24 protein-coding genes and 1 tRNA gene are annotated in these 25,250 nt (G+C 48.6%); 8 read left to right on the top strand and 17 right to left on the bottom strand.

Annotated elements, in window-relative coordinates; genetic code table 11:
• Both B5D58_RS13830 and B5D58_RS04365 read right to left on the bottom strand, forming a co-directional pair.
• Nucleotides 1–263, bottom strand: a 263-nt coding sequence (locus tag B5D58_RS13830) for a hypothetical protein (protein ID WP_200809267.1), incomplete at its 3' end; no start/stop codon positions are given.
• Between the two features lie 992 nt (nucleotides 264–1,255).
• Complete coding sequence (locus tag B5D58_RS04365; protein WP_011111398.1) at nucleotides 1,256–2,449, bottom strand: pyridoxal phosphate-dependent aminotransferase; 1,194 nt, start codon at nucleotides 2,447–2,449, stop codon at nucleotides 1,256–1,258.
• A gap of 74 nt (nucleotides 2,450–2,523) precedes the next feature.
• Here B5D58_RS04365 and uvrB point away from each other — a divergent pair, with 74 nt between their 5' ends.
• Nucleotides 2,524–4,611, top strand: coding sequence for an excinuclease ABC subunit UvrB (gene uvrB, locus B5D58_RS04360; protein WP_011111397.1), 2,088 nt, complete (start codon nucleotides 2,524–2,526; stop codon nucleotides 4,609–4,611).
• A 38-nt stretch (nucleotides 4,612–4,649) separates the two neighbouring features.
• Here the strand turns inward: uvrB and B5D58_RS04355 are convergent, their stop codons facing one another.
• Nucleotides 4,650–4,985: a hypothetical protein gene (locus B5D58_RS04355; RefSeq protein ID WP_011111396.1), complete on the bottom strand. Its 336-nt coding sequence runs from the start codon at nucleotides 4,983–4,985 to the stop codon at nucleotides 4,650–4,652.
• Nucleotides 4,986–5,036: 51 nt separating this feature from the next.
• Nucleotides 5,037–6,698 (bottom strand): alginate export family protein, encoded by a 1,662-nt coding sequence (locus B5D58_RS04350; RefSeq protein WP_011111395.1) that lies wholly within the window; start codon nucleotides 6,696–6,698, stop codon nucleotides 5,037–5,039.
• A gap of 264 nt (nucleotides 6,699–6,962) precedes the next feature.
• On the opposite strand from B5D58_RS04350, the gene B5D58_RS04345 reads away from it, so the two are divergent.
• Complete coding sequence (locus B5D58_RS04345) at nucleotides 6,963–8,582, top strand: multicopper oxidase family protein (RefSeq protein ID WP_011111394.1); 1,620 nt, start codon at nucleotides 6,963–6,965, stop codon at nucleotides 8,580–8,582.
• A gap of 148 nt (nucleotides 8,583–8,730) precedes the next feature.
• Here B5D58_RS04345 and B5D58_RS04340 read toward each other — a convergent pair whose 3' ends face one another.
• Together B5D58_RS04340 and B5D58_RS04335 are read right to left on the bottom strand one after the other, a co-directional pair.
• Entirely contained in the window at nucleotides 8,731–9,552 is an 822-nt protein-coding gene (locus tag B5D58_RS04340; RefSeq protein WP_011111393.1) for an inositol monophosphatase family protein, read from the bottom strand.
• Complete coding sequence (locus tag B5D58_RS04335; RefSeq protein WP_011111392.1) at nucleotides 9,537–10,094, bottom strand: thioredoxin family protein; 558 nt, start codon at nucleotides 10,092–10,094, stop codon at nucleotides 9,537–9,539. The genes B5D58_RS04340 and B5D58_RS04335 overlap by 16 nt, the downstream gene beginning before the upstream one ends.
• A 96-nt stretch (nucleotides 10,095–10,190) precedes the next feature.
• On the opposite strand from B5D58_RS04335, the gene B5D58_RS04330 reads away from it, so the two are divergent.
• From B5D58_RS04330 to B5D58_RS04315, 4 genes are all read left to right on the top strand, one after another.
• A complete protein-coding gene (locus tag B5D58_RS04330; protein ID WP_011111391.1) occupies nucleotides 10,191–10,949 on the top strand; it encodes a 16S rRNA (uracil(1498)-N(3))-methyltransferase in 759 nt (252 codons plus the stop codon).
• 23 nt (nucleotides 10,950–10,972) lie between these two features.
• Nucleotides 10,973–12,307 (top strand): amino-acid N-acetyltransferase, encoded by a 1,335-nt coding sequence (argA, locus tag B5D58_RS04325; RefSeq protein ID WP_011111390.1) that lies wholly within the window; start codon nucleotides 10,973–10,975, stop codon nucleotides 12,305–12,307.
• A 94-nt stretch (nucleotides 12,308–12,401) separates the two neighbouring features.
• Nucleotides 12,402–13,154 (top strand): alpha/beta fold hydrolase, encoded by a 753-nt coding sequence (locus B5D58_RS04320; protein ID WP_011111389.1) that lies wholly within the window; start codon nucleotides 12,402–12,404, stop codon nucleotides 13,152–13,154.
• A gap of 34 nt (nucleotides 13,155–13,188) precedes the next feature.
• The gene (locus tag B5D58_RS04315; RefSeq protein ID WP_011111388.1) at nucleotides 13,189–14,547 is read left to right on the top strand and encodes a helix-hairpin-helix domain-containing protein; all 1,359 of its coding nucleotides are present in this window, start codon (nucleotides 13,189–13,191) and stop codon (nucleotides 14,545–14,547) included.
• Nucleotides 14,548–14,572: 25 nt separating this feature from the next.
• Here the strand turns inward: B5D58_RS04315 and B5D58_RS04310 are convergent, their stop codons facing one another.
• Complete coding sequence (locus B5D58_RS04310) at nucleotides 14,573–15,406, bottom strand: TrmH family RNA methyltransferase (RefSeq protein ID WP_011111387.1); 834 nt, start codon at nucleotides 15,404–15,406, stop codon at nucleotides 14,573–14,575.
• A gap of 177 nt (nucleotides 15,407–15,583) precedes the next feature.
• Complete coding sequence (locus tag B5D58_RS13825) at nucleotides 15,584–15,754, bottom strand: hypothetical protein (protein ID WP_158297460.1); 171 nt, start codon at nucleotides 15,752–15,754, stop codon at nucleotides 15,584–15,586.
• Nucleotides 15,755–15,994: 240 nt separating this feature from the next.
• Here B5D58_RS13825 and B5D58_RS04305 point away from each other — a divergent pair.
• Nucleotides 15,995–16,070, top strand: a tRNA-Met gene (locus B5D58_RS04305).
• Nucleotides 16,071–16,184: 114 nt separating this feature from the next.
• Here the strand turns inward: B5D58_RS04305 and B5D58_RS04300 are convergent.
• Nucleotides 16,185–17,603 (bottom strand): dihydrolipoyl dehydrogenase, encoded by a 1,419-nt coding sequence (locus B5D58_RS04300; RefSeq protein WP_011111386.1) that lies wholly within the window; start codon nucleotides 17,601–17,603, stop codon nucleotides 16,185–16,187.
• A gap of 225 nt (nucleotides 17,604–17,828) precedes the next feature.
• Between B5D58_RS04300 and B5D58_RS04295 the strand changes: the two genes are divergently transcribed.
• A complete protein-coding gene (locus B5D58_RS04295) occupies nucleotides 17,829–18,812 on the top strand; it encodes a malate dehydrogenase (RefSeq protein ID WP_011111385.1) in 984 nt (327 codons plus the stop codon).
• 48 nt (nucleotides 18,813–18,860) lie between these two features.
• Here B5D58_RS04295 and B5D58_RS04290 read toward each other — a convergent pair whose 3' ends face one another.
• Genes B5D58_RS04290 through ccmC form a run of 8 tightly spaced genes read right to left on the bottom strand, consistent with a single transcriptional unit; the run spans nucleotide 18,861 to nucleotide 25,180 of the window.
• On the bottom strand, nucleotides 18,861–19,322 hold the full coding sequence (locus B5D58_RS04290; protein WP_011111384.1) for a peroxiredoxin: 462 nt from the start codon (nucleotides 19,320–19,322) through the stop codon (nucleotides 18,861–18,863).
• 30 nt (nucleotides 19,323–19,352) lie between these two features.
• Complete coding sequence (ccmI, locus tag B5D58_RS04285) at nucleotides 19,353–20,684, bottom strand: c-type cytochrome biogenesis protein CcmI (RefSeq protein ID WP_011111383.1); 1,332 nt, start codon at nucleotides 20,682–20,684, stop codon at nucleotides 19,353–19,355.
• Nucleotides 20,681–21,190, bottom strand: a complete 510-nt coding sequence (locus B5D58_RS04280) for a cytochrome c-type biogenesis protein (protein ID WP_011111382.1) — start codon at nucleotides 21,188–21,190, stop codon at nucleotides 20,681–20,683. The genes ccmI and B5D58_RS04280 overlap by 4 nt, the downstream gene beginning before the upstream one ends.
• A 7-nt stretch (nucleotides 21,191–21,197) precedes the next feature.
• Nucleotides 21,198–21,722, bottom strand: a complete 525-nt coding sequence (locus tag B5D58_RS04275) for a DsbE family thiol:disulfide interchange protein (RefSeq protein ID WP_011111381.1) — start codon at nucleotides 21,720–21,722, stop codon at nucleotides 21,198–21,200.
• Entirely contained in the window at nucleotides 21,719–23,770 is a 2,052-nt protein-coding gene (locus B5D58_RS04270; RefSeq protein WP_011111380.1) for a heme lyase CcmF/NrfE family subunit, read from the bottom strand. The genes B5D58_RS04275 and B5D58_RS04270 overlap by 4 nt, the downstream gene beginning before the upstream one ends.
• 41 nt (nucleotides 23,771–23,811) lie before the next feature.
• Complete coding sequence (gene ccmE / locus B5D58_RS04265; RefSeq protein WP_011111379.1) at nucleotides 23,812–24,261, bottom strand: cytochrome c maturation protein CcmE; 450 nt, start codon at nucleotides 24,259–24,261, stop codon at nucleotides 23,812–23,814.
• The gene (ccmD, locus tag B5D58_RS04260) at nucleotides 24,258–24,407 is read right to left on the bottom strand and encodes a heme exporter protein CcmD (protein WP_234988995.1); all 150 of its coding nucleotides are present in this window, start codon (nucleotides 24,405–24,407) and stop codon (nucleotides 24,258–24,260) included. The genes ccmE and ccmD overlap by 4 nt, the downstream gene beginning before the upstream one ends.
• Nucleotides 24,408–24,436: 29 nt before the next feature.
• Entirely contained in the window at nucleotides 24,437–25,180 is a 744-nt protein-coding gene (gene ccmC / locus B5D58_RS04255) for a heme ABC transporter permease CcmC (protein ID WP_011111378.1), read from the bottom strand.
• Nucleotides 25,181–25,250: the final 70 nt, after the last annotated feature.

Here is a 25,250-nt window from a genome sequence, read left to right as displayed (position 1 = left end):
GTGCTGCTGTTACTAGCATCTACAGTTTTGCTGTTGTTGCTGTCGTTGGTGCTGCTGTTAGTATTGCTGCTATTGCTGCTATCAGCTGTGGTTGAGGTACTTCCACCACTTGCAGCAGCGTTGCTTTGACCCTTACCAGCACCAGCAGCATCAGTTACGCTTGGCAACGCGCTACCTGCGCCTTCAGCCGCCCACACATTACCTGCAAAACCAAAAGCCAGAACGATACTGGCAGCCAGAATTTTTTTAGAAAATTGATCCATGGTATTTTCCTTTTGTAAATCAGATTAATAAAACATAGATATTACGTAACATCATCTATCTTGCGACCCAACAAGGTAAATGTCGCTTATCGACGACCCCTTTGTTGTGGAGGAGATAGTAGGAAAATTGTGCTTATCAGAGCAATACTGCAATTGCATACAAGCAAGACTCGAAATTGCAAAGCAGAGAAGGGATTACTGCAGAAGTCGTTCTTTCAATGAAGGTATCCATTCATATGCGCTCTTCTGTTCCACTCCAGCCAGATTATGTTTACTTCCAGCCGGTTCTGAATAAAATTACCAGACCATAGCGATGCGATCGTGTTTTGTCGGAAAATTTTACAACCCGGGAGAAATATTCTGCCAAATAAGATATAGTTGATATAAATCAATATATTATATTTATGGCATATTTATTGCTTTAAAATATATGCATGTTATCTTGAATAGGATAAACAGGCACATTCAAACAAGCCTTTCCGGCCAGCTATCTGGATCTGGAATGTGATATTTATAACTGCTCGATTAGTACCAAGGGAATATTCTCCAAGCCAAACGTCAACGGAACCGGAGTAAATTTTATGGACCATGATAAATCCAAGCGCTTACCTCCGTCGTATTACACTTTACTTGAGGCCAGCCAGGAAAAGGAAACAACCAGTACAAAAATTCTTGCACAATACCTCGATCGATCCCCTGCAACCGTTCGGACTCAGTTTCAGAGGATTATGGAGTTTCTTGATGTCAGCAGCAGGTACGGAGCATTACGCGAAGCTGAAAAGCGGGGTCTGATCAGGCGGAATAAGCGCGCTACTTCTGCTCACCATCAAGAGAATAGAAGCTCACTGTAACAGTAAATATTGTTACAAGGCTGCTGAGCGCAGGGTCAAATTACAAGATATGAGCAATTTTGCCGTACATTATTCCTGGCTCATACGGCACAGTACGCAAGGAAGAAGTCGTTCCTGACGTCATCAAAAAGTGTCGATCGATCAGCTCAGTAAACTGGCGATACGTTTGACAGCTTCCTGCAGGTTATCCATGGAAGTTGCAAACGACAGTCGCATATAGCCCTCGCAACCGAACGCCGAACCTGGAACAGCAGCCACTTCAGCTTTCTCCAGTACATAGTTACAAAAAGCAATATCACTGCTGTTCTGCAAAATCTGTTGAGTATTCAACCGGCTGATAGCCTGCCTTACATCTACAAAGGCATAAAAAGCGCCTTCGGATAACAAACAGTGAATACCTGCGATGGAATTTAACGCATTTGTCAAAAACTGGTTACGTTCCCGGAAAGCCTCGATCATTGGAACCATGCAGGACTGATCCCCATTTAATGCGGCTTCTGCCGCCACCTGAGCAATAGAATTCGGGTTGGATGTGCTTTGTGATTGAATATTTTCCATCGCGGTAATGATTGCTGCCGGCCCACCACAGTAGCCAATCCGCCAGCCGGTCATGGCATAAGCCTTGGATACCCCGTTGAGCACGACGGTACGCGCTTTCAGATCAGGACAGGCGTTCAGAATATTGACGAACCCATCCCCGGACAGAAGAATATGTTCATACATATCATCGGTAGCAATCAGAATATCCGGGTATTTACGCAACACTGCACCCAGGGCCTGCAGTTCTTCTAAACTGTACACACTGCCGGAAGGGTTGCTCGGGCTGTTGACGACGAACATGCGGGTTCTGGGAGTGATCGCTTTTTCCAGCTGATCCGGTGAGATTTTGAATTTCTCTTCGATGCCGGTATCGATAAAAACAGGCTTCCCCTCGGCAATCAATACGATATCAGGATAGGAAACCCAGTAAGGTGCAGGAATAATGACTTCATCACCCGGATCGATCGTCGCCAGTACCAGGTTGAAGAAGCTTTGTTTCCCTCCGCTGGAAACCAGAATCTCTCCCGGCATAAATTCCAGTGAATTTTCCCGTTTGAATTTCGAGATGATCGCCTGTTTCAAAGATGCAGTTCCACCCACCGCCGTATATTTCGTAAAACCATTACGGATCGCCGTAATCGCTGCGTCCTTAATATGCAGCGGTGTGTCGAAATCCGGTTCACCTGCGCCCAGACCGATGATATTTTTTCCTTCTGCCTTGAGTCTGGCAGCTTTGGCAGTAACTGCCAGAGTGGGAGAAGGTTTGATAGCCTGGACGCGTTGCGAGAGTTTCACGATACAGCTCCTGATGTAGGTGATTTGCACATGTTAGAATCAAAAACGTTTAATTTCGTACGGCGAACGAACCTGTGATTATTACCTTTCCGGGCAGTCCTTACAAGCTCAATCAGGCATTCCAGCCAGCAGGTGATCAGCCGGAAGCAATCCGCATACTGGTGGAAGGAATAGAATCAGGCTTATCTTTCCAGACATTGCTCGGCGTAACCGGATCCGGCAAAACCTTCACCATCGCCAACATGATTGCACGATTGGGCCGGCCGGCCATCATCATGGCGCCCAACAAGACACTGGCTGCGCAGCTATATGCTGAAATGCGCGAATTCTTCCCGGAAAATGCGGTCGAGTATTTTGTCTCCTATTACGACTACTATCAGCCGGAAGCTTACGTACCCTCCCGCGATCTGTTCATAGAAAAGGATTCGAGTATCAACGAACATATCGAACAGATGCGTCTCTCTGCCACAAAATCTCTGCTGGAGCGAGAAGATGCCATCATTGTTGCAACGGTATCCTGCATTTACGGTATTGGTGATCCGGTCGATTATCACGGCATGATCCTGCATGTTCGTGAACATGAAAAAATCTCGCAGCGCGATATCATTCAGCGCCTGACAGGTATGCAATATCAGCGCAACGAATTTGAATTCGCACGCGGGACCTTTCGTGTACGGGGTGATGTACTGGACGTCTTCCCGGCAGAGAACTCAGAAACAGCCCTGCGTATTTCCCTGTTCGATGATGAAGTAGAAAGCATGACGCTGTTCGATCCGCTCACCGGACAAACTCGGCAAAAAGTATCGCGTTACACGGTTTACCCTTCCAGTCATTACGTCACACCACGCAGCACCACTCTGCGGGCAATCGAAACCATCAAAACCGAGCTTACCGGACGATTGAACTATTTTCACGAAAACCACAAACTGGTAGAAGCTCAGCGTCTCGAGCAGCGAACACGTTTCGATCTGGAAATGCTGAATGAACTGGGTTTTTGTAAAGGTATCGAAAACTACTCACGCCACTTGTCCGGGCGGCAGCCTGGAGATCCTCCTCCCACACTCATCGACTATCTGCCGGACAATGCATTGATGATCATCGATGAGAGCCACGTCACCGTTCCCCAGATCGGCGGAATGTACAAAGGAGATCGCTCAAGAAAAGAAAATCTGGTTGCCTACGGGTTCCGCCTGCCTTCCGCACTGGATAACCGGCCACTCAGGTTCGAGGAATTCGAGAAACTGATGCCGCAAACCATTTTCGTTTCCGCCACTCCGGCAGATTACGAGATACAGCGCAGCGGCCAAATTGCGGAACAGGTCGTAAGGCCGACCGGCCTGGTGGATCCGGTAATCATCATTCGCCCGGTTACCACGCAGGTGGATGATCTGATGTCAGAAGTTTCATTACGTGCTGCTCAGAATGAACGGGTGCTGGTCACTACCCTGACCAAACGTATGGCTGAAGATCTGACTGATTATTTTTCCGATCACGGCATCCGGGTACGCTATCTGCATTCTGATATCGATACAGTTGAGCGAGTCGAGATCATTCGAGATTTACGCCTTGGAAAATTTGATGTTCTGGTCGGAATCAATCTGTTGCGGGAAGGGTTGGATATACCCGAAGTTTCGCTGGTTGGTATATTAGATGCAGATAAGGAAGGTTTTCTGCGATCAGAACGTTCACTGATTCAAACCATGGGCCGCGCTGCCCGACATGTCAATGGAACCGTCATCCTTTATGCCGATAAAATCACTAATTCGATGCGACGAGCCATTGATGAAACCGAACGGCGACGCAACAAACAGAAGCTGTTCAATCAGCAAAATAATATTACGCCGCGCGGAGTCAACAAACGGATCAAGGATTTAATCGATGGCGTTTACGACAGTGAAAATGCTGCAGAACATCGGAAAGTCGCACAGATTCAGGCTCGCTATGCGGCAATGGATGAGGCACAACTTGCAAAGGAAATTCAGCGGCTGGAAAAAAGTATGCTGGAAGCAGCCAGGAATATGGAATTCGAACAGGCTGCCCAGTATCGCGATGAAATAAAGAACCTCAGAAGCAAACTCTTCATTGGCATAATAGACCCTGATGAGATCAGGGAAGTACCACAAACGGCTGGTAAGAAATCACGTAGAAAAGCTGGCAGATAACCGTAACCGGATTACCTTCATCCCGGCGAAGAATCTATTTACTTCTCTACTTTGGCCTGGGTAGATGTAACGAAAATCAGCTCACTAAAGGTCCGGTTCAGTGTTTTGCTGGTGAAATTATGCATTCTCATACTTTCCACGAAACGGATATGCTCGCCATTACTGACCTTGGTCGTCGGTGCTGCTATCCAGAATTTTTTGCCTCCATTCGCAAGCTCCATATAGGTATACCCCGCCGCATCGATCGAGGAAACGACAACCCCCTCGTTCGCAGGCATCGTTTCAACTCCAGATGCCCCTTCTGCCCGGGCGGCAGACAAATTGAAACTCATGAGTAAAATTGCCAGAATCACAGCAGATACCGTTCTGAACATTTTGATTTCTTCCTTTATAAGAGTGTGAAAAAAGCCTGACCGGTCAGTTGATCAGAACCGGAAATTATATTGCGCATAGAATAAATCAGGCGAAACACCGGGGCGCGTATTTTTGAGGAATTCACCGGTAAAAAGTTTTGAATACCCCAGTAATACATCCTGATGACGACTGAGATGAAAATTGATCGTAAAATCTATTTCATCTCCAACATGGCTACCCGATTGGCCGGTAATATCGCGTATCGTCCCTGCCCCGGCCGCGTTATACAGGTAATCCCGTTTATTCGCCAGATAAAAACGATGGTACTGGCCGAGAAATGTCACCCATGGTTGCGGATGCAAAGTGAACTGGGCATTGAAATCGTGGATATTCTGCCGCCCTACCTGGTCGATATAGCCAAAATAATAGTGACCGAACGGAAAAAGCTGGTTGAACGTATTGCTGCGCCCGTCACGATGATTTTTATCCCCCGAGGCAAAATCATAACGCAACCAGAACTGAGGATTCATCGGAAGCGGTAACTGATAACCCACTCCGGAAGCGATTGAAAAAGCCGAAATATCGAGGTGAGAACGTTTTCCGAATTGATACATGCCTTCCAGCTCGTAGAGAATACGCTCATAATCACCCACCCAGCGTGCGCCGATCGTATGCAGGACCGAATCTCCCTGCAGCACATTGCCCTGGGTGATATTGGCCGGGGAGACGTTTCGGTTATCGACCAGACTCAGGTAATACAGATCGAGCACCTGGCCCGGAATGGCCTTGTAAGTCCCCCACAAACCGACAAAGTTGCGATCTTTGTCCCAGTTATCGAACTGGTTGGGCTCAGTTACCATCGGTCGCACCCAGAATGCATCCAGATTGAACGCGGGGGTCTGCCAGAAAGTCTTTACTCCCTGAAATGTCCGGCGCGTATTTGCCCAGTCCAATGTCGATATCAGCCGTTGTGATCCGTACAAAAGTTCCTGACGCCCCACCCGCAGATAAGCCGGCCCGTCCATGAACTGCCCCAGCTTGACATCCGCAAACAGATTGAGCATGTCGGTATGGTTCTTATCGATTGCCAAAGCTGGCAGATCCAGCCCTAATGCACGCGCATCCAGCATCTCGGCAAACAGCCGGAACTGATCCTGATACCAGAGATCGGCATGAAGCCGTGTCCGTAACAAATGGTAGTCATTATTGATCCCGGCTGCATTCAAGCGGCTGTCCGTTTCATGCATATAGCGATACCAGAAACTGCCGCCGAAGGACAGCAACCAGTCACTGCCCAGATGGATACGTTTGACCGGATCGAAAAAATCTTTATCGTGACCCGGCTGTTCAAGATAGCGGAAATCAAAATCGAAAGCCGGGGTCGTCGTCAGAGCAGAAGGTGGCAAAGGATCAACCTGCGGCTTTTCCCGCTCGTTACCATCGATCAGATCCAGCAACGAAAAATACCCGGGCCCCATTGGCGGCTTGACAAAAATACCGGCACGAGGAGGCGGCGAAACAGGGGGCGCCTTGGACCAGTCGACCTGAGTTGCCGTGGGACTGCTCCCGCTGGCAAATAGCTGGCTGCTTCCGGTTGCAAGGATAAAAGAAACGGTTGCTGCTTTCCGGCAAATTTTGACTGCCCCAGATGAGCTGCCGATAAACGATGTCAGCAATTTCCTGATCAAACTGTTCCGATTGGAACACCATCCCGCAGGGTCAGTTGTATGCATTTTGAAATAATCACCATATAAAAGAGATCGTTACATGCTTCCGGTAACGGCACCAGACCTTGAAACATCCCGGAATCAATTTTTTCGTAAATTTTACACGTATTCACTTTGCATTCCGGGATAAACCGAAGGGAGAAATCCATGTTTTCTGAGATCATGTGGATTTTTCACCACACCCGTGCATCCTTTATGTAAGCTGTTACGCTTGATATCCGACGAAAATGAAGGATTCAAATAATCATCCAAAACAGACAGCTGACTGCCATGACAAATATCGATTTCAATCGTCGCCGATTCTTGCAATATGCAGCATTAGGAACACTCACCACTTCCATTCCCGGTTTTGCATCCACAGCAAATCGTCACCTCAACCAGACACCCGACAAGGTATTTAAACCGGATGTCGAAATCGCATTGACCGCACAAACGGCTGAAATCCCGATTCTGCCAGGAGCCGCTACCCGTGTACTCAAGTACACCGGGAAATTGTTGAAAGGCCCACAGGCCGCCATCAAACAACTACCCGGCTATCTGGGGCCCATTCTCAACCTCGAGCAAGGTCAGAGAGTCCGAATATTTTTCTACAATCAATTACCGGAGCCCTGTGTTACTCATTGGCACGGTATGCATGTACCGCAGATCATGGATGGACATCCGATGTATGCCATCCTGCAGGGTGAACAGTATGTCTACGAGTTTGAGGTAAAAAATCCTGCCGGTACCAACTGGTATCATTCACACACACATGAAATGACTGCCAGACAGGTGTATCAGGGCCTCACCGGGCTCATCACCATTACAGATGAAGCTGAACGCAAACTGGATCTGCCCAGTGGTGAATTCGATATCCCGCTGGTCATCCAGGATCGCAGTTTCACGTCCGGTAATCAGTTGCATTATTCGCTGACCATGCGTCAGCGTATGCAGGGTTTCCTGGGCGATACCATTCTGGTAAATGGCCAGCGCAACCATGTTATCCCTGTAAAAACACGTGCCTACCGTCTTCGCATCCTGAATGGCTCAAACGCCAGAATCTACAAACTGGGCTGGAGTGATGGCTCTCCGATTACAGCCATCGGCACCGACGGCGGATTACTGGAAAAACCGGAAACTTTTCCCTATATCATGCTGAGCCCGGCAGAACGGGTGGAGCTCTGGGTCGATTTCAGCGGACACAAAACCGGATCCGAGCTGGCTCTGCAAACGTTGCCGTATCAGGGATTTTCCATGGGCATGGGAGGTGGAATGCGCGGTGGCAGGGGGGGAATGGGTATGCAGGAAGGTGCAGTGGATCAGGGCAGCAAAGATACACTCGTCAGATTCACCATCACCGAACAGGTCAGTGATTCACCCAAATTGCCGGATACACTGGTTCCTATACACCGCCTGACCGTAAAAGATGTTTCCAATCCTGATAAGACGGTACCGATCAACATCGGCATGCGTCGTATGACATTCAATCTCAATGGCAGAATCTTTGAGATGCTGGATTACACCGAACAGGAAAGAATCCCGTTGAATACCGTGCAAAAGATCCGGATCTCCAATGCCAACCCGGCAATGGGCGGAGGAATGGGAAGGGGAATGCGCGGCGGCCAGGGAGGCGGAATGATGGGCATGATGATGGCACTGCCCCATCCGATTCATCTTCACGGCCAGCAATTCCAGATTCTGTCACGTAAACCCGGCTACGCTGACAATGCTTATGCTACGGTCAAGGATGGATTCATCAACAGTGGCTGGAAAGATACCGTGCTGGTCATGCCCGGGGAAGAGGTCGAAATCATCAAACCCTTTATGGACTACACGGGTCTGTTTCTTTACCACTGTCACAATCTGGAACATGAAGACATGGGCATGATGCGCAATTTCTTTGTCAGCTGAATACTGGTCGATGGAAGCAAGTGCAGATAGCTCCTGCTCAAGCACCATCAATCGGGTACGATTACACCGCAGCAAGACAGGCCACGCTGTTGTATTTCTTGAAACTGATCTGCTGCAAGTTTTTTTGAAAAATCTCTCAAAAAACCCATCAACGGAGATTGTCGATATCCGATACGCGCGATCTGATCCAGTCGCGCCACAGCACAAACAAATCTTCATCAAGCGCACCAATGACTGAACGGCGCCAAGGATTACCGGACCAGTAATCATCCTCGCTCAGCGTGCAGCGATGCCCCCCGGCTTCTTCGAGAATCAGACAGCCGGCGGCATAATCCCACGGCTTTTGGCCACCATGCAGATACAGATCAAAATATCCCGCAGCGGTATAGCACCATTCCAGTGTGCAGGTACCGTAATTACGCTGTGAGGAATAGGGAGGTCTGGAAACGATTTCCACAGCCAGCCGGCGATCCAGCCGCTTGAAATCGACATTGGCTATTGCTTTGTTCAATGGAATTTTTCGTCTGGAAAAAGGCAATGCCTTACCGTTGAGAAAAGCCCCCTTCCCCTGCTCGGCGTAGAACATTTCATCCGTTGCCGGATTGTAGACCACACCCAGCACACTTCTGCCGCCCCGCATCAGCGCCACAGAAACCGCAAAATAAGGCAATCCGTTCAGAAAATTGGAGGTGCCGTCGATCGGATCGATACTCCACAATCCGTCCTGCCCTGCTTCCCATTGCGCCAGCTGCTCTGATTCCGACATTTCTTCGCCGATCATCGCAACAGGCGCAATTTCATGCAGCCGCCCCAGCAGACTTACCTGAGCAGCCAGATCCGCTTCGGTATAAAAACTGCCATCTGCCTTATAGATACGTTCCACCTGCAGATAACGCGACATGATCTCATCACGAGCAACTTCCCTCACAGCCTTGATGACACGTTCCAGCACGTTCAATCTTCCCGCCATTTGATCGAACAACCGATACTCGGAATCTGCTCCTCGGGCCCGCGTCCGGTTCTGGCTACCTGAACCATGGCTTCAAACAACTCCCGGCGAGCATCGGCAGGCGCGGCTTCTTTGCGGGAAGCATCCATCCGGCCACGATACTGCAGCTCCAACTTGTTATTGAAACCAAAGAAATCCGGCGTGCAAACCGCACCATATACCTTGGCGATTTCCTGAGTTTCATCCTGCACATAAGGAAACGGATAGGCATATTCCCGGGCTACTTTAGCCATATTTTCGAATGAATCTTCCGGATAATCTGCCGGGTCGTTGGACATGATGGCAATTGCACCGATACCGTGTTCAGCAAACTCTCTGGTATCCCGGATGATCCGGTCGCGAATAGCTTTCACGTAAGGACAATGGTTACATATGAACATGACCAGCAATCCATTTTCACCCATCACCGAGGCCAGGTTGTAACGCTTGCCATCCACGCCGGGAAGATCGAAATCCACCGCCTTCCAGCCAAAATTACAAACCGGTGTTTCCAGACTCGCCATTCAACTACTCCTTTTCTAATAATTGACGGTATTCTTGCCTATACTATCACAGAAGTTTTTTGCTCCATTTTCTTCCCGGCCATTTAACCGTTCCACATGACAGCACGCTTTTTCCATACTCCCCCTATCCGTGATGCCGAATGGATTACGCTGAACAGCGATACCAGCCATCATGCAGCTCAAGTGCTTCGATTGAAACCGGGAGACGCTGTCACATTGTTCGATGGAACCGGTGGCGAGTTCTCCGGCCGCCTCGAACAAATCAGCAAATCAGGCTGTCAGGTCAGAATCGAATGCCATCTGCCGGTCGAGCGCGAATCTCCACTGATGATCGAACTCGCGCAAGCCGTTTGTGCCAATGAAAAAATGGACTGGATCATCCAGAAAGCGATTGAACAGGGCGCTACCCGCATACAACCCCTGATCACCCGCCGTACCCTCATTCGGCTCACCGGAGAACGTGCTGATAAACGCGAACAGCACTGGCAGAAAATCATCATTGCTGCCTGTGAGCAATGTGGAAGGAACCAAATCCCCCTACTTTTGCCGCTCATGCCCCTGTCACACTGGCTGGAACAGAAATTGGCAGAAAAATACAAAAACGACAACCCAGCCGGGCACGATATCATGCTTTCCCCCGCTGCCCATCAGCGCCTGGTCGAATTATCCCCTCCCCGGACCGGAGAATGCCTGACCTTACTGACGGGCCCGGAAGGGGGATTCACCGGGGAAGAGACTGATGCCGCCCACCTCGCCGGATTCATACCCGTTCGCCTGGGCAACCGCATTCTGCGCACCGAAAGCGCAGCACTGGCTGCCATTGCCGCCGCTCAGACGCTCTGGGGGGACTATTGATAACATTTCTATTTTGATCAGCCATGAAATCGGATACCGAATTTGTCACCTGGTTTCGTTCCGTCACCCCCCATATCCATGCCAGCCATGGAAAAGTCTTCGTCATCGCTTTCGGGGGTGAAGTCGTTGAGAACGGAAAATTTGTTGAGCTGGTGCAGGATTTCAATCTGCTTGCCAGCCTCGGCATCCAACTGGTGCTGGTACATGGTGCACGCCCGCAAATTGAATCCCGGCTTCGGGCAAATCAGCAGGAAATGAGCTATGTGCAGGGCATGCGTGTTACTGATGCTGCAACCCTGCAATGTGTGAAAGAAGCCGTCGGCAAAGTACGGGTCGAGATCGAAGCCCTGCTGTCGATGGGCTTACCCAACACACCCATGGCCAATGCCGCCATACGGGTAGCCAGCGGTAACTTCGTAACCGCCCGGCCGGTCGGTGTGTTGGAAGGCGTGGATCTGCAATACACGGGAGAAGTACGTCGTATCAATATCACGGCAATTCTCGATCAGCTCGAACAAGGGACGGTAGTACTGCTCTCCCCTCTGGGTTATTCGCCGACAGGGGAAATTTTCAACCTGACGCTGGAAAATATTGCCGCTGAAGTAGCTGCCGCTCTCCAGGCCGATAAATTAATTTTTCTGGTGGATACACCAGGAATCCGGCAGCAAACTGAATCAGGCGCCGTATTACTGCCGGAACTCACTGTCAGGCAGGGTAAAACACTACTTGCAACAATGGAAACAGCAACAGATCAGCCGGATGAGGATACCCGGCTCTACCTGCCATGGGCGTTACATGCATGTGAAAAGGGAGTGAAGCGCGTTCATCTCGTCAGCCGCCATATCGATGGCGCACTGCTGCTCGAACTGTTCACTCATAGCGGTATTGGCAGCATGATCACACGTGACCCGTTGCAAATCATCCGCCAAGCTGAAATCGAAGACATCGGTGCTATTCTCCAATTGATCGAACCATTAGAGAATGCAGGTATCCTGGTACGGCGCAACCGGGAATTGCTGGAAATGGAAATTGAGCGCTTCACAGTGATCGAACACGACAACATGATCATCGCTTGTGCGGCACTCTACCCTTTCCCGGATGACAAAGCATGCGAACTGGCCTGCCTCGCAGTACACCCCGAATATCGCAAGGCAGGTATCGGCCGGATACTGATCGATCATCTTGAAGATCAGGCCAGGGAACAAGGTTACCGCCGCCTGTTCGCACTTACCACCCGTACCACTCACTGGTTCGTAGAACGCGGCTTTTCGGAAACCACCCCTGACCAGCTTCCTCGACTGAAACAGAATTTTTACAACTACCAGCGGCGTTCCAAGGTATTCGTCAAATTGATCTGAAGAACCACAGATACTGCTCTGGTCAATATCTTGCGGTAAGGGTGATGAGTAGTTTGTAACAATGGGGAAACCTGTTTTTTTATAGGGAGATGTGATGAGTGATCCAAACAACGGGGCTATCATTTTTGTTCATGGATTGCTGGGCTTTTCATCTTTTTCCATTTTCGGAAAAAAGGTGCATTATTTCCGGAATCTGCGCTCCAGTTTGAGGAACAGCACTCGGCAGGTTCTCTTTCCAGAATTACCTGCTACCGGATATATCGAAGATCGCGCACGTGTTCTGGCAAATTTCTTAGCTCACATCAGCGCGGATCGTATCGATCTGATCGCGCATAGTATGGGGGGTCTGGATTGCCGATATTTGATCCACCATCTGGACCCGATGCACCGGGTACGGAGTTTAACCACGGTTGCCACGCCTCATCATGGATCACCTTTAGCAAAATGGACTATCGAAGGATCAGATATGTGCTTTCGTTTGATGCACTCCATTTCCACACCCGCCGTCAATGATTTAACCCCCGAATCATGCGCCCGATTCAACATAGAAATCAGTAATCGGAAGGATGTCAGATATTGCTCGTATGCGAGTATGCGCTGCCCTACTGACATGTCATTCATTCTGCGTTCCTGGGGAAACAAGATTGCTGCAAACAGTGGCGATAATGACGGGATGGTGCCCGTGGCATCGGCACAATGGGGAGAATTCAGAGATGTATTGCAGGCAGACCATTTTGAACTGACCGGCTGGAGTTTCGCCTGGCCGGATGCACGCAAAGCACGACCGTTTAATCATCTTCAGTTTTATCTCAATCTGGTGCGGGAACTTACTGAAAATCACTCATAACGTTTAACCATTCTTCAAGCTTGGGAGGATAAAAATGTCTGGCGAGAAATCTGGAAGAAACTTTATCTTTTACTTTTACCCAAGCTTGTTCATTGCGGCGAATGCGCTTTTTATCGGCATGGTACTGTTTTTATTCTATGCCAGCATGCAGCCACCCCACCTGCTGGAAGATACGGTAAATACCTCGCCCTACAGGCAGATCGCGTCATGGTTTGATCCCATATTTTTTCAATATAACCTGGTATTGCTGGTTTTCGCTGTCGGGATTATTCCACTGATCACACTTTGTTATACCAGCTCGATGCGCGAGGAAAAGAAGCGCCGCCTGCAACGGGAACTTCCGCCCGCGATCTATTCCGCCAACAGCAACTATATTCAGAATTACCTGAGCAAGATTTCCAGCATACGCAGTTATCTTGGCAGCATGATGAGCCTGATGTTCGTGGTGATGTTTGGCTGCATGATCATCTTGCTGCTGAAACCGGCCCCGTTGGCACTTCCGGATCTGGCATACGCTAACGGAGTCGATTACAGCAAAGGAGCCAACTTTCTGATGCTTGGCACGTACATGAAGTCTTACATGGTAGGAAACAGAGACTATATCAACGTCCTCGTCTATACTCTGACTGCGTTTCAGTTTGGCTTCCTGGGCGGGTATGTCTACTTTATCGGGTTAATGGTCCGGAGCTATTTCACACTGGATATGACGCCCAACATCTTTATCAACAGCAGTGTGCGCATGATTACGGGATCTTTACTGGCGATGGTTCTGAGTTATTTCCTGATCGATCCCGACAAATTTTCAGAACCCGATGCAATCCTGATCAGAAGTCTGCCTGTATGGAGTTTCTTCATCGGCCATTTTCCCGATCGTGGTCTGGTATTTCTCGAAAATATCGCAACCAAGGCACTTGGTTTAGTCCGGATTCACGAATTTGCCTCACCACTCTCGGATTTACCGGGTATCAACTATAACCAGGAAATTCTTCTGAAACGGGAGGGATACGACAATATTGAAAATCTGGCTAATGCCAATGCGCTGGATATCGCCCTGCGAACCGGTTTCAGTTACCAGCAACTCGTGCAGTGGATCAGTCAGGCACGTTTACACGGTCATCTCCGGAACGATTATCACGCGTTCGTCAATTGCACCGGCATTGTTTCATTGGATGATTTCGTTCATTTCTACCGCACGGTTAAATTACAGAATAGCGCTGCAGACCCGATTGAACTGATCATCGCCAGTCTCAAGAACGAAAAACATGATCTCGATGACAAAATCCGCATTCTCAGATATCTGGCAGATCCCCGCGATTTGGCCACTGACATACCTCATTCCATGCGTGATGAAAACAGTGCTGCTGATCAAGAAACAATTTCAAATAAATCCTGATGATCGACTCATGGAAAGGCAGATTTCATCTGCTGCCCATGCTGTTCTCGTGAGAATCACCAGCACAGGTATCCTGCCGGACTTTCTCAAATAAACAGATGGCTGCTGCCGTAGCGACATTGAGTGATTCGGTACACCCTGGCATAGGTATCATCACTCGCTGATGTACGGTTTCCAGAAGTTCTTCTGAAATCCCGCCCCCTTCATTCCCGAAAACAAACACGACCGCCCCTCGTAAATCTGTGTGAAAAAGATTGCTGGCATCATGCAATGTCGTTGCCACGACATTGCCGGCAAACTGGCGGGCAACTTGGATCAGGTCGACATTCTCATGAATTTTCAATGAAAAATGCGCTCCCATGCCTGCTCTCAGTGTTTTGGGCGACCAGGCGTCGGCACAATCGGAGGAAAGGAAAACACCTTCTACGCCGGCAGCAGCGGCAGAGCGCAGCATCGAACCCAGGTTACCGGGATCCTGAATACCTTCCAGTAAGATACTAAAAGAATTCTGGTATGTGTCTGCAGGTAGTGTATGTTGAGGAATATCAATGAGCGCCAGTATGCCAACCGGCGTTTTAACAGGCGATATCTGATTGAATAATGTATCACTCAGCATCAGACAATCTGTTTTCTGAGGATCTTTATCAATATGAATCAGTAACTGACTGATTTCAGGATGCTGGCTACCGGATTCACTGACAATCAGCAACACCGGGGTCTTGCCGGATGCCAGGCAGGACTGCAGTAAATGGATGCCATCGAGCAGCGTCATGCCTTCATCATGACGCTGACGTGCCGAGTGTTGCAGCTTAAACAGCTTCTTGAATAAGGGATGTTCGCGAGAAGTAATATGGCGCACGCCGCTGCAATCTGTAGATTACTTGAATGACGGCATACTATCAGGAATACTGTGAAGGGAAAAATATCCCTGTTTGAAAGCAGGCTACAACAGCCAATCAGACATTGCTTATGTAACCTGCGAAGCTATACCAAAGCCTGGTTATCACAATGGCAACCAGTAGAAACCTGCAATTTCCTATTCGATTGATCTGGGTTTTCCCCCTCCTTCCTGATCTTCAGCAGGAATCTGGTGAAATGGCTGAACAGTTTTTCCATACGATGACGAGTCAGGCGAATTGGGTACAGATGGTTTGCAAGCGGCCACAGCCATTACCATCGATACGATGACCATCAATTTGATCTTCATACTTATCCTCTTATCCTTGAGATTTACGAAATGTTTCCCGGAACTGCATCAAGAGAGTAGAGGAAAGAGGACATCGAAATACTGATCCAGATCAAACTCACATGATTGCGATACCGGGAAATAGCAATGCCGAGGTCAGCAAATTGCATTTATCTCGTTATTTCAAGGTCGATGGAAAGCAACGGTCTTGACTACCTTTCCTGCAGAAGGCAGAATACGCGCTCTGTCGTTCAGATACATGGCGAATTAGCTCAGTGGTTAGAGCAGCGGAATCATAATCCGTTGGTCCGGGGTTCAAATCCCTGATTCGCCACCACTCATCATCATTCAGCAGCTCACACCGCAATATAGACCCGTACAGCCAATCCATAGCCCTGTTGTAGTCAGCCATATTTTAGTTTGGCTCACCATCACGGCTCGAATATGGCTTTCAGTCAAGCGCTTCGGCATTAAAGGGGCCGCAAACAGCCAGATCCGATTCGCTGCATGCAGGTAGTTTCGAAGCCAGGTTACGTAACGCAGTACGCAATCCTTCTTCCAGCACCGGATGATAAAACGGCAATCGCAATAAATCCCATACACTCAAGGACTGATCGATTGCCAGTGCCAGCAAATGCGCAAAATGTTCTCCAGCCGGTGCACACATTTCTGCACCCAGCAGCCGGCCACTGTTTGCAGCAGCATACACACGCAGCACACCACGATTAGACTGGGCCGAACGTGCCCGCCCCTGACGGCTGAAATCTACCTCACCCGCCCGGATATCTTCATGTTCGAGCGATCGAAAGGATTTTCCAACCACGGCGATATTAGGATCAGAAAATACAATAGTCAGTGGCACGCGCCGTTTGAAACAAACCAATTTTTCTCTGGTTGCATTCAAGCCGGCAATATGTCCGTCATCCGCAGCTTCATGCAATACAGGAGAACGTTGATTGACATCACCCGCCAGGAATACCGGCAGATCAGCAATCTGTAAAGTATCAGGATTTACGGGTGGCAAACCTCTTTCATCAAGCGGCACACCCAATGCTTCCAGATTGATATCATCGATGTTTGGCCGCCTCCCCAAAGCAGCCAGTACACTGTCGACCTCGATTCTAATGTCACCCGAATTGACCGTAATCACGTCACTATCGACATTTACCGTAATATCCGCTCTGGTTCCAAGATGCAAAGAAAATTCTTTGGATAACAGTGTCACTGCTGCCTGATTGATGAGAGGATCAGTAATACCGCCGATCATCCTGCCGGAACCAAAGCCGGTAACACGCACACCCAGCCTGGATAGTGCCTGCGCCATTTCCAGACCTACCGGCCCCATACCGATAACAGCGATGCGTTCTGGCAAAGCTTCCTGTTCAAACAGCGTATCTGTCGTAAACAAACGTTTGCCAAGACTTTGCCAGGGCTCCGGTACGACAGGCCGGGAACCAGTTGCAATGATGATTTTACGAGTATGAAATTTTTCACCATTGACCATCACCTGATGTGGAGAAAGAATATGAGCACGGCCTGATATGGCCCGTTCACCCAATTCCCTGGTTGCCCCAAGTGTACTGGTGACAAAATCATCCCGTAGTCTGCGCACACGCTGCAGAACCCGTTTATGATCCACTCCCAACTGATCTGCACCCGTAATGCCGAATTCATTAAAACTGACTCGCCGGTAAAAAGCATTGGCAGCCTCAATCAATAATTTGGAGGGCATGCACCCCACCCGGGCACAAGTAGTTCCCCATGGACCTTCATTGATCAATATGAAGTTGTCAGTGTGTTTTTTTACCTCACGCAGAGCAGATAAACCAGCGCTGCCTGCACCAATGATTACCACATCAAATTTATGCATAAAGCTCTGATCCGGATAATTTGTTTAGCATATAAGGAAAGTACATTGTGATTTCTGTATTCAGATCATTTCTATTATTTTTCACTCTCAACCAACAAAGTTACAGTCCAGGTGACGCTTACCTTTCTTGATGTTGAAATTTGCCGGTATAATTCCTAACTGTTTTTTCCACCCGATCTCTTTTCCCACTGGGAAATATATCAAATACTCAAGGAGCAGGATTTGGTGTCTTCACCCATTCGTATTGCCGTCACCGGCGCAGCAGGACAAATCAGCTACAGCCTGTTATTCAGAATTGCCGCCGGAGATATGCTGGGCAGTAGCCAACCCGTAATTCTTCAGCTCCTCGATATTCCGGAATCCGGAAAGGTACTGGATGGTGTTCTCATGGAGCTTCAGGATTGTGCTTTTCCGTTGTTGACGGACATTATCGTAACGCATGATCCGATGATAGCATTTGATCAGGCCGATATTGCAATACTGGTTGGAGCACGCCCACGCGGTAAAGGTATGGAACGCAAGGATTTACTGCAGACCAACGGCGAAATTTTCAGGGAACAAGGCAGAGCCTTGAACCAGGTGGTAAAACGAGATGCGAAAATTCTGGTAGTAGGAAATCCTGCTAATACCAATACCCTCATTACCATGAAGAATGCACCAGACTTGTCGCCAGAGAATTTTTCAGGAATGCTCAGGCTTGATCATAACCGGGCGCTATCACAAGTTGCCATGAAGCTGAACCAGCCGGTCAGCCATATCAGAAAAATGATCGTATGGGGCAACCATTCATCTACCCAATTTCCTGATTTATCTCATGCAGAAATCGATCATCAAAAAGTGATCGATCTCATCAAAGATCAGACCTGGGTTGAAAACAGTTTCATTCCTACTGTCCAAAACCGAGGTGCTGTGGTGATCGAGGCTCGCGGCCTATCCAGCGCAGCCAGCGCAGCAAACGCCATTATTGATCATATGCGTGACTGGATTTTTGGAACCAGAGACGATGACTGGATCACAATGGGAATTTTGTCTGATGGCAGCTATAAAATACCGAAAGGTGTAATTTACGGATTCCCGGTAGTTTGTAAAAATGGCGGAAGGAAGATTGTGCAAGGGCTTGAAATCAGCCCATTCTCTCGTACCAGACTGGATATCGCTTATGATGAGCTGACCCAGGAACTGGATTCAATCAAGCATTTGTTACTCTGAGATGACAAAGCCAGCTTTCGCCAGCTCCGAATGACAGATCAGCCGTTCTCAGGCTGTGACTGATTTGATAAACGCCAGAACTTCCTCTGCATGCCCTGGAACCTTGACACCTCGCCATGCCTTATACACTTTGCCATCCCGATCCAATACAAAGGTGCTGCGTTCTATTCCGCGTACCTGTTTACCATACATGTTTTTCATCTTCATGACACCAAACAGCTCGCATACCACTTCATCACTGTCACTCAGCAAATCATAAGGTAAATCGTACTTTCCTCTGAATTTATCGTGGGATTTCAGGTTATCGCGAGAAATACCAACAATCTCACACCCTATCTGCACAAATTCCGGATATAAATCCCTGAATTGCTGGCTTTCACTGGTACAGCCAGGCGTATCATCTTTAGGGTAAAAGAAAATAACCAGGTATCTGCTCTTTACGTCTGACAGACGAAATTGCTTGTTACCTGTAGAAGCCAGCTCAAAATCCGGAATCAGATCATCAGACATAAGAATACGGGTTCTATCAATAGTTAAAATTTATGGAACGACGTGATCGATCGTAATGGAGACCTCTCCATCACCGATTTTTACAGGGTCACTATGGCCTTCCAGATCTCCACTGGCAGGAATGGCCTGCCCGGTTTTGCTGATTCTCGCTCCAACCACCACCTCCGGAAAACTGGAAAGTTTCATCGCAGGAGTCATGGCCATATTGTCATCGAGTTTGAATGAAACAGGAATATCTCTGGCATTCAATCTCAAGATTGCCAATGGCATTTTTGGCCCCTGACTGGCTCTTGCAAAAACGAAGAGCGTATCATCTGGAGAGACTTTGTCAGCCAGAGAGGGATCCAGCGTCACCGAACCCGAGATACTTGGCACACCGGCAGAAATTTCCTGTTTTTCCGCAGAAGAAGATCCCGCCGTAGCATCAGTTCCCACATTTGAATTCTGAGCGAGCTGTACGGGAGCAGATTCACCTTTACTTCTCATCGCCAGAGATTTAGCCTGTACGATACTGTCACTCACCGATTTGTGAAGTCTCGAATCGGCAGGTATGGCACTCAACAGGCGTTCCCAGTAAGCAACTGCCTGATCAAATTTATCCTGTTCAAACTCGAGAGTACCAGCCAGAGCCAGTGCCTTGGGAAAATTCGGATCGATAGCAAGCGCTCTGGTAATCATTTCAGCAGGTTTACCCAGTAAACTGCCATTATTTATCATGGCCAGCATATCTGCGTAATCACTCAGAAACTGGGGATTATCCGGAACCATCTGGACCAGTTTGGCATAGGTTGCACTGGCATCATCAAAACGCTCCATGATTGCATAAGAACGTCCGAGCATCACCCAGCCCTCTATATCCTCCGGGTTTTCCCTGAGGCGGGCTGCAAGACTCTCAACCATTGAACTGATATCGATATGTCCTTCCTCTCCTCCCGCCCCATTCTGAGAAAACTGGGTAGCATTGGCCAGTTGTGACTGAGGCAGCAACCCGCGCGTATCTCCGATTACCAGGTAGAGATAGATAGCGGCAAGTGGAATTACCAGGGTAACAATGATACCCGCAACGACACCATGGCGACTGGTTGGAACCAGATGGGTGACAGATTCACCATTCTCCGATACATCCTGCAACATTCGTTTCTGCAACTCCTGTTTACTGGAGTCGTACTGTTCTCTGGAAAGGGTATCATTGCGTAAATCCCGCTCCAGTTCTGCAAGCTGGTCACGATAAATAGTGATGTTTGCAGCCTGGCGTTCAATCTGTTCCTGGGATTCGTTTCTTTTACTTCTCAGTAATACAGGAATCACGAACAATAGCGCCACTACGATGAATATACCGGCCACCACCCAGAATGCGGTCATATGCTTTGATCCTTGTTCATTTCTTTGATGAGAGACTCGGCCCGAAGACGCTGACTTTCAGTCAACGGTAAGTCCTTTTCATTTATCTGAATACGACGCCGCCGCAAATAAAAAATGAGAGCGGCACCACCACCCAGAAACAAGGCAAACGGGCCAAACCACAATAACCAGGTCGTTGATTTCAAGGGAGGGTTAAAAAGTATAAAATCACCGTAACGGGCAACCAGAAATTCTACGATTTCATCATCGCTTTTATTCATCCGCATCTGTTCCCGGATTTCACGCCTCATATCATTGGCAAAATCCGCACGGGATGCAGCCAGTGATTCATTCTGGCACACGAGACAACGAAGATTTTCTGCCAGATTCACCAACCGTTTCTCAAGTTCGGGGTCTTCTGCAACAGGTACTGCTTCAGTTGCTGCATAGCCCTGCAAAGACGTAAAAGACAAAATCAGTACTACCAGATAACGCTTCAGTGAACTATGTATCAATCGTTTCATCATGACCAGCTCAACTCTTCAGTTCCTTGATTAAAGGAAGAATTTTGTTTTTCAGTGATTCGACTGTTACCGGACCAATGTGTTTGTACCTGATAATTCCTTGTTTATCAATCACATAAGTCTCCGGCACACCGTAAACACCATAATTGATACCAACTTTCCCATCCGCATCAACGATACTGATTTCATAAGGGTTACCAAACTGTTTGAGCCATTGCATGGCGGTATCGCGCTGATCCTTGTAATTCAGACCATAAATGGGAACGATACCCAGTTTTGAAAGCTCAACCAGCACAGGATGCTCATCGCGACAGGCAACACACCAGGATGCCCAGACATTCAGCATCCATACCTTTCCAAGATTTTCTTCGGATGAAAGCGTCTTAGTAGTATCGTAGAGCTGTTGCAGACGGAAAGGCGGCGCGGGTTTATCCACCAGTGGAGAAGGAACCTGACGCGGGTTCAAAGTCAGGCCAACCCCCAAAAATATCACCAGTACTACAAATGCCGCGAGAGGCAGCAGAAATCGCATCATACCTTACCACCTTCCTCCGAGAGGATAACTGAATTGGTAACCATGCTCCCGGCCGGTATATCTGCAGTTTCCGGTGCTACTGGTCCTGAAGCTGCCTTATTCCTCGATTTCTTGCCAATTGCGAGACGATAACGTCGATCACTGGCAGCCAGCGCTCCTCCTAAAGCCATCAACATACAACCCAGCCATATCCAGTTAACAAAAGGTTTGTGATAGACACGAACTATCCAGGCACCGTTTTCCAACGGCTCACCCAGTGCAACATACAAATCACGCAACAGCCCCATGTCAACCGCCGCCTCAGTCATAGGCATACCTGATGCGGTATAGGTTCTTTTTTCAGGCTGCAACTCACTGACTTTTTTACCTTCCCTGAATACCTCGACCTGTCCCTGAGATGCATTGTAATTAGGGCCGGTAACCGACTTGGTTCCATTGAACTGGAAGGTATATTCCTTGAGTGTCACGGTACTGCCGACTTCCATTCGCACATCTTTCTCGGTTTCATAACCATTGACCAGCGTCACACCGATGATGAACACTGCAATACCCAAATGTGCACAGTGCATACCGTAATAACCCCTTGGCTGTTTTGCCAGTCTGGTAAACAATCCACCTTCACCACCGTTCCGGAGTCGATGGCTGATGCTGACAAATATACTGGCGATGACCCAGAAAGCCAGAAGCAATCCAAAACTGACCATAGGTTTCCACTCGCCCATGATGAACGGCATGATCCCTGCAGCCACCAGACTCACAACGAATGCCCATCTCATCAGCACCGCCAGGGCTGGCAGGCTGGCTTTCTTCCAGCGAGCAATCGGCCCCAACCCGATCAGAAAGATTGCCGGTGCCATCAGAGGCACAAAAACAGCCTCAAAATAAGGAGGGCCTACAGAAATTTTCCCCAGATCCAATGCATCGATCAGGAGAGGGTAAAGTGTACCCAGCAATACGCTACCTGCAGCCACCAGCAGCAATACATTATTGGCAAGCAAAGTAGTTTCACGTGAGACAATTTCAAAATTACCACCAAGACCTACTTTCGATGCTCGCCATGCAAACAGTGTCAGTGAACACCCTACGACCAGCGAGAGATAGACCAGAATAAATATCCCGCGTGCCGGATCTGTTGCAAAAGCATGTACGGAAGTCAGAACCCCAGAACGAACCAGGAAAGTCCCCAACAGACTCAGTGAAAAAGCAGTAATTGCCAGTAACACCGTCCAGCTCTTGAAACTTCCGCGTTTTTCAGTCACGGCCAGTGAATGTATCAGTGCGGTACCTACCAGCCAAGGCATGAATGATGCATTTTCAACCGGATCCCAGAACCACCAGCCACCCCACCCCAGCTCATAATATGCCCACCAGCTGCCGCCCATGATGCCAATAGTCAGGAAAATCCAGGCAACAACGGTCCATGGACGTGACCATCTCGCCCAGGCTGCATCCAGCTGGCCGTTAAGCAGTGCTGCAATTGCAAATGCAAATGCCACTGAAAAACCTACATACCCCATATACAACATGGGTGGATGCATAACCATTCCCGGATCCTGCAGTAGTGGATTGAGGTCATTCCCTTCGATTGCTGCCGGCAACAACCTGTCGAAAGGGTTGGAGGTAAACAAAAGAAACAGCAGAAAACCAGCACTGACCAGCCCCAGCACACCCAAGACACGAGCTACCATATCGTCCGGCAACTGACGACTGAAAACACTTACAGCCACAGACCAGCCGGCAAGCATGGTCACCCATAGCAATAATGAACCCTCATGAGATCCCCATGTTGCAGCAAAACGAAAATGCACAGGAAGATCAGAATTCGAGTTGGATGCCACGTTCAATACAGAGAAATCATTATTTACGAACGAATAGGCAAGGCACCCGAAAGCAATCGCGATAAATACAAAATGTCCCTGTGTGACCGGACGCGCCAAAGCAATCCACGAGGGTATACCACGTGCCGCGCCAATGATGGGTAGTGTTCCCTGGACCAGGGCCAGCAGCATTGCGAGGATGAGGGCAAAGTTACCAAGTTCCGGAATCATGGTTTGAAGTTATCCCTTGTTAAATTACGAAATGAACAAACTCACTGCGCAAGTGAGGTTTTCTGTGCTTTGGCCGCCTGCTCCAGTGCACTGGCAGCTTCGGGCGGCATATAATTTTCATCGTGTTTGGCAAGCACTTCATCAGCATAAAAAATACCGTCATCTGCCATTTTTCCTTGTGCCACGACACCTTTCCCTTCTTTAAACAGATCGGGAAGAATCCCTGTATAAACCACTCGAATGACTTCAGCAGTGTCGGTTATGGCAAAATTCAGAGTTGTACCATCTCCCTCCCTCTTGAGTGAGCCTTCTTCCACCAGCCCACCTATTCTGAAACTTTTTCCGATAGGAGCTTCTTTGGCAGCCACCTGACTGGGGCTGAAGAAAAAAACCAGATTACTCTGAAATGCGTTCAGTACCAATACGACTGCAACTGTCAAAGCACTGACACTCAATGCAATGACAGCCATTTTTTTATGACGTGGCTTCATTTCTCTCCTCGCAGAATTGATCTTTTTCTCAGACCGAGATGCTTGTATAAAGTTCGCCTACGAATACGAATCGCGATAATCTCGCCAATTACACACAATACTGCAACCAGGTAAGATCCCCATACATAAAGGCCATACCCCCCCATGGCAAAGAAATCAGATACGCTCTCCCATTTCATTCCAACACTCCTTCTTTCAATTCTGACACCCATGCCGTGTGGCGTTCACGCTCCAGAATGATGAGACGGGCCCGAATCAGAATCATTACAATCGAGTACATCCATACCGCCAGCGCCATGATCAACATGCCCGACAGCATGGCAGTTGCCATTTTGGGTGATTGAATCAGGCTGACTGAGGCACCCTGATGTAAGGTATTCCACCACTGAACCGAAAAATAAATGATCGGAATATTGACCACCCCAACCAGAGCAATAATGGCTCCGGCTTTGTCCGCACGCCTTGGGTCATCGATTGCGGCCTGTAATGACATAAAACCGATATACAGAAAAAATAAAATCAATTCGGAAGTCAAACGGGCATCCCAGACCCACCATGTTCCCCACATCGGCTTACCCCACCATGCCCCCGTCCACAAAGCAAGGAAAGTAAACATGGCACCCGTCGGTGCTATGGCACTTGCCACCATGGATGAAAGACGGGTATTGAACGCCAGTCCTATCCCGGCCCAGAATGCCATGACTACGTACAAAAACATCGACATCCAGGCAGCTGGAACATGGATAAAAATAATCCGGTAGGCCTCACCCTGCTGAAAATCGGTCGGGGCAGAAAAAAAGGCGATATACAGGCCCACGATCAGAAAAATGATTGCCGCAATGGAAAAATAGGGAATCATCCGCCCCGCCAGAAAATAAAAACTCGCGGGAGAGGCATATTTAAACCAATTGATTGTCATGTCCTGAATATTCTCTCTTAATTAATCCGGCAGAAAACGAAATTACTTGCTTTTACCTTACCAAATACCT

It is taken from the genome of Nitrosomonas europaea, assembly GCF_900167395.1.
In the GTDB taxonomy this organism is placed as follows: domain Bacteria; phylum Pseudomonadota; class Gammaproteobacteria; order Burkholderiales; family Nitrosomonadaceae; genus Nitrosomonas; species Nitrosomonas europaea.
This window is presented reverse-complemented; position numbering and strand designations above follow the sequence as displayed.